Source organism: Bartonella sp. TT29SHDZB, assembly GCF_042193395.1.
Lineage (GTDB): Bacteria > Pseudomonadota > Alphaproteobacteria > Rhizobiales > Rhizobiaceae > Bartonella.
In genome coordinates this window covers 1-8,971 of record NZ_JBHILQ010000027.1, presented here as the reverse complement: position 1 = coordinate 8,971, position 8,971 = coordinate 1, and the positions used below count along the sequence as shown (strand labels likewise).

The following is an 8,971-nucleotide window of genomic DNA, read 5'->3' as shown; positions in this document are numbered from 1 at the left end:
TCGAGATTAAGCGTGGAAATATCAGAACGAGATCTTTGAGCGATATCAAGGAGATTGCCATCATCATCTTTTTCATTTTTGCTGATTTTCAACGTCCATTTTGTATTGTTTTTCAGATCAAAGTGCACATTTCTGTCTTTAGCAATATTTGCTCTGCCCTCTAAAATAGACTGATCTGCGCTTAATGTGAAGGTGCCGTTGGAGATCGCTTTAACCTCTTTATCATTCCAATAATTATCGGTTCCCCAAGATTTTGGATTTTCGAAAATACCATCTCCTAATAATACGTCGGCATGGATTTCTGAATTTTTGAGATTGACTGTACCGATTGACAAACCTGGAATATCTTCAATGTTATCGTTAGTAAAAGCTCCAACAAAAATTCCAGTACCATTTTCAGCATGAAGCTCTGCATTAGTCAGATTGATCTCACTACTTTGGTGTTTTTGTGGATCATCTGATTCATTTTTATCAATATCAGAGACAGCTAAGAACTGTAAGCCACTGATTCCTACTTTTGCAGAAACATCCGTTAGAGCAATTTGGCCGCCATTTATTACAACCATTGCAACTTTTTTTGCTTCTATTTTATTTTTCTTCCCATTCTGAAGGGTGTCGGATTGGGTATCTAGACCTTTAGAATTAGCATCAATAGCGCCATTAATCATCTTAATTGTGCTATCTTTACCAATAGCGAGACCAACATCAACATTTTGAATGGTTGTTTTGCCATTTAATTCAACTATACTATCAGCCTCCCAAGTGTTTACACCAACGGTTGCTGCTTCGGACTCACCACCGATTATTGTTAAATCTCCGCTAATGATTTTACTTCCATCCTCTGCATAAAGACCTTCATCAAAATTTTGAATGGTTGTTTTGCCCGTTAACTGAATTTCACTCCCAGAGCCCGCTGTCCATACACCAGATCGTGCTTCATTGGGCTTGTCATTAATTGCTTTACCACCGACTATTGTTAAATCTCCGCTGGTAATTTTACCACCATTATAGGCTCCAAGACCGTACGAAACTTTTTCAAAGGTTGTATGCCCCTTTAATTGAATTTCACTATTGGGATTAATGGCTATTATACCAGAAGTGCCGTATTCTTGGTTTTCATAAGCAGTTATTGTTAAATCTTCGCTGGTGATTTTACCACCTTTTTCTGCTCTCAGTCCGTCTCTAACTTTTTCAATGCTTGTTTTGCCTTTTAATTCAATTATGCTTCCAAAGCCATGGGCATTTGCACCGTTTCCGAAGTTATCGGTTGTTAGAGTAACATCCGTAATTTCAATACGTCCACCATTTTCTGTAAATAATGCGTCTTCATGTCCATTCAAATTTCCTCCTATGACAGTCCCTCCTTTCATTGTGATCTTGGATTCTATACCATCTGCATGGAGTGCATTACCCTTAGATGATGCGACTGTAACATTGTTGTTTAAAGTAATGATGCTGCCGTTTCCAGCATATACCCCATCAGTTTCCCCATCGAGTGATCCTCCAGAGATTGTTATTGTCGAGTGATCATCTGCAAATATGCCTTTTAGTGCTTGAGTAACGGTTACATTGTTCAAGGTTACTGTGCTGTTTTTAGCACTTATTCCTAAGGATAGTGAACTGTTATCGTTTTCACTCGATATTACTACGTCTTCCAGCTTGTTTTTTTTACTCTTGCTGTCAGAAAAGGAAGCACCAGTGCTAGATAAAATGCCAGATGAGGAGGCCTCCATTCCAGAATATGTAATTGTTCCCTTAGTCATTTGAAGTGTAGCACCGTCTTTGGCTTCAAGGCCTAAGAAAATACCAGAACCAGTGCCTTTAATGGTTGTGCCATCCAGTAACTCAATCGCACTGTCAGCACCTTCTGCTGTTACAGCATAGACGGTTTGGTTTGTGCCTTGGTTTATATCTTTATTCGTAACAATGGTTAAATGTTTTCCAATGATTTTGCCACCGTCTTTTGCGTGAATAGTTTCGTAGGTTTTATCGGATACTTCTTGTTGTTTTTCCCCAGAAACTACGAGGGTTTCAGCATGTGCACTGAACTGGATGTTGAACAGGATAATAGCGGCTGCAGCCGTGCATGATAAAAGGGATGTTTTATACACTAGTATTCTCCTTATGATAGCCCCCAAATATTCATTTCCCCGCGAACTTCATAAGAAGAAGTGAAAATGGATAGTTGTTATTAATTTCAGTAATTGTCTTTATTTGGTAAGACATTTTTGGTTTTTTGTCAAAATTAAAAAATAATTGATATTAATTATGTCTAATACAAAATGTATTTATAATTGATTTTATTTAAAGAATTATAATTTTGAATATTATTATTCAGAGAAATATTGTGAGATACTGATATAGTGGTACCATGATATCTTTTACCTGATGGTAGGGATTATTATATGACGCAAATTGGGGTTATGAGGGAACAAAAAAGGATGTAGAAGAAGCTAGTAAAAAAGCTAACTTACTTGGGCTTAAAGTGGGCTTTCATCTTTCAACACAGTGGTATTAATTTATTTCTAATAGACTTCTCTTTTTTTCAAAGTAGGAAGTACTCTTCATTCACTGGGGATAGAAGTGCTCTGTTGCGTTTGTTGTGTCTTGTCTTGGGGATTTTCGTAAAGAACTAAGTATAAAGAGGGAAGGGTGCTTTAAAAGGAAAAAGGATGACTTTAATGTACAAAAAAGGCAGTATATTGTGCTGCCCTTTTTGTTAAATTGAATAGAATGAATAGGCTATTTTTACAGCCTTGATTTAAAACTGATAGCGTATGCCACCTGAAAAGCTTGCACCACTTATACCAGTTTTATGAAGCTTTTGTCGATAGCTTACATCAGCGTAAAGAGAGAAATTGTGAGACAGTTGTGCATTGATGCCAACGCCGCCCTCAATTGCTGTTCCCATGGGATCAAGGTCAAAATCTCTGCCAATCTGGATGGTACCATCATCACCAAAGGTTTTGATCAAGTTTGCTTTTCCATAGAAGGAAATGGCAGGACCATTTTCAGTGGTCATAATGGTTTTGGTTAAACGTCCACCAACACGGATCAACCATTGAGAAGGATTGTTCATATCAATTTTTAAATTATCAGCATCTTCAATGGTATCAAACATCAAATGTTGATAAGCAAGTTGTATTTGGGGCTCGAAGGTTAAACCTTCCATTCCGGTAGAAAATTGTTTGCCAACGGTGGTGGAAATACTCAACATCTTTACATTGTTCAATTTCGCGGTTTTACCAATGATAGCATTGGTGATATCGCCCTTTATTATCCCATAGGATAAAAGCGTATCGATATAGAAACCACTGTCATGTTGTACACTACCATAGGCAGTGAGAGACCATTTATCTAGGGTGCTTTTACTTGCATCCTGCATCTCTTTTGGAGTGAAAGACAGCTGCCCATAGGTACCTATAAGACCGAAATGTGTCGTGGTATTTTGTCCTTCTAATGCCGCTAATGTGACACCGGCTTGGAGAGCAGCATAGCGAATATCAGCACCATAACCATATTTAAGGGGACCGCGTTTCGAGGATAAGGTTCCTGTACCCCCATAGGTAGAGAGGAAGAAACTGTTTTTTAGATTTTTCTGCTCTCCCAAGACTGTTGTTCTCATATTGGCTAAAAGTGCATTTTGCTTGGCTATATCGGCCAATCCAGTATAAAAGAGGGCATTTGGCATAACCAAATAGCTTGCCATTTGTGGTACAACTGCTCTTACTTTTGAATCGGGGTCAAGAAATTCAGGCTGCAAGCGGAAGTCCCAGAAATCTTTATCCTTTTCATCGAATAAGTTTTGGTTAGCATTGGCCTTGCCATAACTTGATACTGGTCCATAGGAAGTTAGCGTATATTTATAAGGAGTTTCTCCTATGGTGGTATAGCCATTTTTCAATTTAAAGGAGTCTTCTTTTGCTTCTCCAGAAACTTGAATAAGTGAAAGTCCACCTATATTTGAAGGAGGAGAAGCATTTTCTACACTCTCTTTATCCCCTGAAACACTTTTGACATAAACTGTTGTGGTGCCTGCTACATCACCGTGAATGAGAAGCCTATCGGTTTTTTGTGCATCTATTGCAACACCATCACTCCATATAGCGTTGAAATGAATTTCTGCCTCACCAAAGGCATTATAGACTGCTAGAATGGTTGGTATTCCAGATCCTACATGCAATGTATGATAATGATCTTCTACCGGTCCATTAAAAACAATAGAACTATCATTAAGATTGAGCACAGAAATATCAGAACGTGACCTTTGAGCAATAGCAAGCAGTTTTCCATCATCATCGGTTTCTTTTGTACTGGTTTTCAATATCCATGTTGTCTTGTTTGTCAAATCAAAGCGTACGGTTCTGTTTTCTGCAATTTTTGCTCTTCCCTTTAATACCGAGTGATTAGCATTTAGTGTAAAAGCAAAATTATTTTCTTTAGTTGAAGCTTTTGCTGCTAATAAAATATCGGCACTGATTTCTGAATTTTTGAGATTGGCTATACCGATTGATTGGTCTGCGTTAATTCCAATACTATTTTCAGTGCGAATCTTTGTATTTGTCAAGTTGATTTCTAAGGCGTTATCGTCCTCGGATTTATCAAATGTTATGCCACTGTTTTCTGCTGTTGCAGAAACATTTGTTACATCAATATATCCGCTATTTTTTACAACAAATGCTGATCCTTTTGCTGCTACGGTCCCTCCATTCATTTTAATCGTGCCACCGTTTTCTGCATAAAGTCCGATGAAAGTATTGCTAATCGCTGTATTTCCATGCAATTCAATTAAGCTGTAAGGATTGCTGGCAGCTGCACCGTATCCGTTGCCATCCATTGTTGTTAGAGCAACGTCTGTGACCTTAATATGTCCACCGTTCATTGCAAACAATGCCATGGTTTTCGCAGTTACTGTTCCACCAGTCATTATGATTGTGCCACTATTTTCTGCATCAAGTCCGGTTACAGCATTATCAATAGTTGTCTTCCCATACAATTCAATTAAGCTATTAGGATCGGTGGTAGCTGCACCGTATCCGTTACCATACATCGTTGTTAGAGCAACATCTGTGACCTTAATATGCCCACCGTTTTTTGCAAACACTGCCATGTTTGCAGCGGTTACAGTTCCTCCCGTCATTGTGATTGCACCACTATTTTCTGCATTAAGCCCGATGAAAGCATTATTAATTGTTGTCTTTCCATGCAATTCGATCAAGCTATCAGGATCGGTGGTCGCTGCGCCATAGTTACCATTTATTGTTGTTAGAGCAACATCTGTGACTTTAATATGCCCACCGCTTTTTGCAAGCAATGCCATGTTTGCAGCGGTTACAGTTCCTCCCGTCATTGTGATTGCACCACTGTTTTCTGCATTGAGCCCGATGAAAGCATTATTAATCGTTGTCTTTCCATCCAATTCAATCAAGCTTTCAGGATCGGAGGTAGCTGCTCCGTATCCGTTACCATACATCGTTGTTAGAGCAACATCTGTGAGCTTAATATGTCCCCCGCTTTTTGCAAGCAATGCCATGTTTGTTGCGGTTACAGTTCCACCTGCCATTGTGATAGTACCACTATTTTCTGTATAAAGTCCGATGAAAGCATTATTAATCGTTGTCTTTCCATCCAATTCAATCAAGCTTTCAGGATCGGAGGTAGCTGCTCCGTATCCGTTACCATACATCGTTGTTAGAGCAACATCTGTGAGCTTAATATGTCCCCCGCTTTTTGCAAGCAATGCCATGTTTGTTGCGGTTACAGTTCCACCTGCCATTGTGATAGTACCACTATTTTCTGTATTAAGCCCGATGAAAGCATTATCAATTATTGTCTTTCCATATAATTCAATCAAGCTGTCAGGATCAGTGGTAGCTGCACCGTATCCGTTGCCATCCATTGTTGTTAGAGCAACATCTGTGACCTTAATATGTCCACCGTTTGCTGCAAACAGTGCCATGTTTGTTGCGGTTACAGTTCCATCCGCCATTGTGATAGTACCACTATTTTCTGTATAAAGTCCGATGAAAGCATTATTAATTGTTGTCTTTCCATGCAATTCAATCAAGCTGTTAGGATCGCTTGTCGCGGCACCGTATCCGTTGCCATCCATTGTTGTTAGAGCAACATCTGTGACCTTAATATGTCCACCGCTTTTTGTAAGTACTGCCGCGCTTTTCCCAGTTACAGTTCCACCCGCCATTGAGATAGTACCACTATTTTCTGTATAAAGTCCGATGAGAGCATTATTAATTGTTGTGTTCCCATCCAATTCAATTAAGCTTTCAGGATCGGTGGAAGCTGCACCGTTTCCGTTTCCGTCCATCGTTGTTAGAGAAACATCTGTGACCTTAATATATCCACCGTTCATGGTAAACAATGCTGCACTTTTTGCAGTTACAGCTCCTCCCGTCATTATGATGACACCATTGTTTTCCGCATCAAGTCCATTTATAGCATTATTAATCGTTGTCTCCCCATCCAATTCAATAAAGCTGTAAGGATCGGTGGAAGCTGCCCCGTATCCGTTTCCGTCCATCGTTGTTAGAGCAACATCTGTGACCTTAATATATCCACCTTTTTGTGCAAATAATGCTCTGTTTCCCGCAGTCACTGTCCCTCCCATCATTATGATGGTAGAGAATAAACCGTCTGCATAGAGTCCATCACCATCAGATGATGTAACTTGAACGCTGCCTTCTTTACTATTGGCTAAAGTAATGAAGCTGCCGTTCATTACGTATAGCCCTGTGTGTTCTCCATCAAATGCTCCTCCTAATATCGTTACTTGTGAACCATCTTCTGCCGATATGCTGGTGTCTGCTTGCGTAATGGTTACATTTTCTAAAGTGAGATGACTTCCGGCAAAGGCCGTTATTCCTGTGTATAAAAACTCTTCTTTTTCATTTTCTAATTCACTTTCCCATCCAGGGTCTAATTCATTGTCCGATGTTTTTACATTTTCTAGCTTGTCTTGATCACTTATGCTGGTATTTGCATAAGTAATGGTTACATTTTCTAACTTGTTTTTATCGCTTTTACTCTCATTGAAGAACGCACCAGTTTCAAAAGCCGTAATGGTTCCTCCAGTCATTGTGATTGTGCTACCGTTTGTTGCATAAAGCCCAATTACAGCGTCATTAATTACCGTATTTCCGTGCAGTTCAATTGTGCTGTCAACATCATTGGCTATTGCACCGATTCCGGTGCCATCTTTTTTTAAAGTAACATCTGTGACGTTAATATGTCCGCCATTTTCTGCAAGTAATGCTGTATTTTCTACAGTGACTGCTCCTCCTATCATTGTGATTGTGGATTGTGCACCATTTGCATAGAGTCCGTCACCATGGGATGATGTAACTTGAACACTGTCTTTTTTATTATCGCCTAATTCACTATAGGTTAAAGTAATAGCGCTGCCTTCCGTAGCAGATATTCCTTTGAGTTCTCCATCAAATGCTCCTCCTAAAATCGTTATTTCAGAATGATCATTTGCAAATATACTGGTGTTTGCTTGTGTAACCGTTACGTTTTCTAAAGTAACTTTGCTTTTGTTGTCGGCATTTATTCCCTTGTCCATGAAGTGGTCATCTTTACCGCTTGATATTGTTACACCTTCCAGCTTGTTTTTATCATTCATACTGTTTTCGAAGAAAGCGCCAATTTCAGAAACCGTAATAATGCCTCCAGTCATTTTGATTGTAGCACCATCTTTTGCATTAAGACCGAGACGAATGTCAAAATCAGTTCCTTTAATGGCTGTGTCTTGCAGTAATGTAATCGCACTGCCAAAACCTTCAGCTGTTACAGCGTAAATATCCGTGTCTTTATTCCCAACCACAGTTAAACGTGTGCCAGTAATTTCCCCGTTGTCTTTCGCATTAATAATCTCATACCTTGTGTTAGATACTTCTTTTTTCTCGCCGGAAACTTCAAGAGTTTCAGCATGTACATTGAGATGGGTGTTGAATAGCATGACAGCTATGACAGCCGTGCAGGATAAAAGGGACTTTTTACACATCAAGATTTTCCTAAATTATAAGTGCCCCACACTCTTCCCCCGCTTATAAGAAGGATATCAAATGGATGGGTATTTTAGAGATGGAACGTGAATAGGCGATTTTTATTTTTATGTAAAGTATAAAATAAATCATACATTTAACATATAATGTTTTATACTTAAATTCATTTAGTATTAAATGAATACATTATGTTAATATTATATAAGTATTATAAGTTTTTCTATTCAAGATATGTGTTATGCTTGCATAAAACTTGTTGCTTATGCTTAAAGAAAAGGAGTAGGCAAGAAAATTTCAAAAAACTGTATGCTTGAGCCTGATAGAGATCTCTTTCAACATCATGAAACCAAAGACGATACCCATAGCTTGCATGTTTTTCTTGAATACGGTTACGATAAAATAGCGCTCATTGATTTTTCAATCGACTTTTAGTTTTTTTCAAGGGATATTTTTACTAGTTAAAAGCGCGATATTTTATTGTCTTGAGTTTTTTAACTAATTTTCTTAAAGAAAAATGTTGGCGGTGTGTACTGGTAGAAAAGAATAGGGGAGAGATAAAAAGGCAGCATATCGTGCTGCCCTTTTTGTTAAATTGAATAGAATGAATAGGCTATTTTTACAGCCTTGATTTAAAACTGATAGCGTATTCCTCCTGAAAAGCTTGCACCACTTATACCAGTTTTTTGAAGTTTTTGTTGATAGCTGACATCACCATGAAGGGAGAAATTGTGAGACAGTTGCGCATTGATGCCAACGCCGCCTTCAATTGCAGGTCCCATAGGATCAAGGTCAAAATCTCTGCCAATCTGGATGGTACCATTATCACCAAAGGTTTTGATCAAGTTTACTTTTCCATAAAAAGACATTGGACGGTTGTTTTCAGTGGAAATAGTTTTTGTCAAACGTCCACCAACACGGATCAACCATTGAGAAGGATTTTTCATATCAAC

The 8,971-nt window shown here is 38.7% G+C and carries 2 protein-coding genes and 1 pseudogene; all 3 read right to left on the bottom strand.

The features are described 5' to 3' along the window. Positions 1-2,111, bottom strand: a pseudogene (locus tag ACFIJJ_RS08500) (autotransporter outer membrane beta-barrel domain-containing protein); the annotation flags it as partial. A gap of 650 nt (positions 2,112-2,761) precedes the next feature. Continuing rightward, positions 2,762-8,020: an autotransporter outer membrane beta-barrel domain-containing protein gene (locus ACFIJJ_RS08495; protein WP_375646634.1), complete on the bottom strand. Its 5,259-nt coding sequence runs from the start codon at positions 8,018-8,020 to the stop codon at positions 2,762-2,764. 630 nt (positions 8,021-8,650) lie between these two features. After that, the coding region (locus tag ACFIJJ_RS08490) for an autotransporter outer membrane beta-barrel domain-containing protein (protein WP_375646633.1) at positions 8,651-8,971 on the bottom strand (321 nt) is incomplete at its 5' end.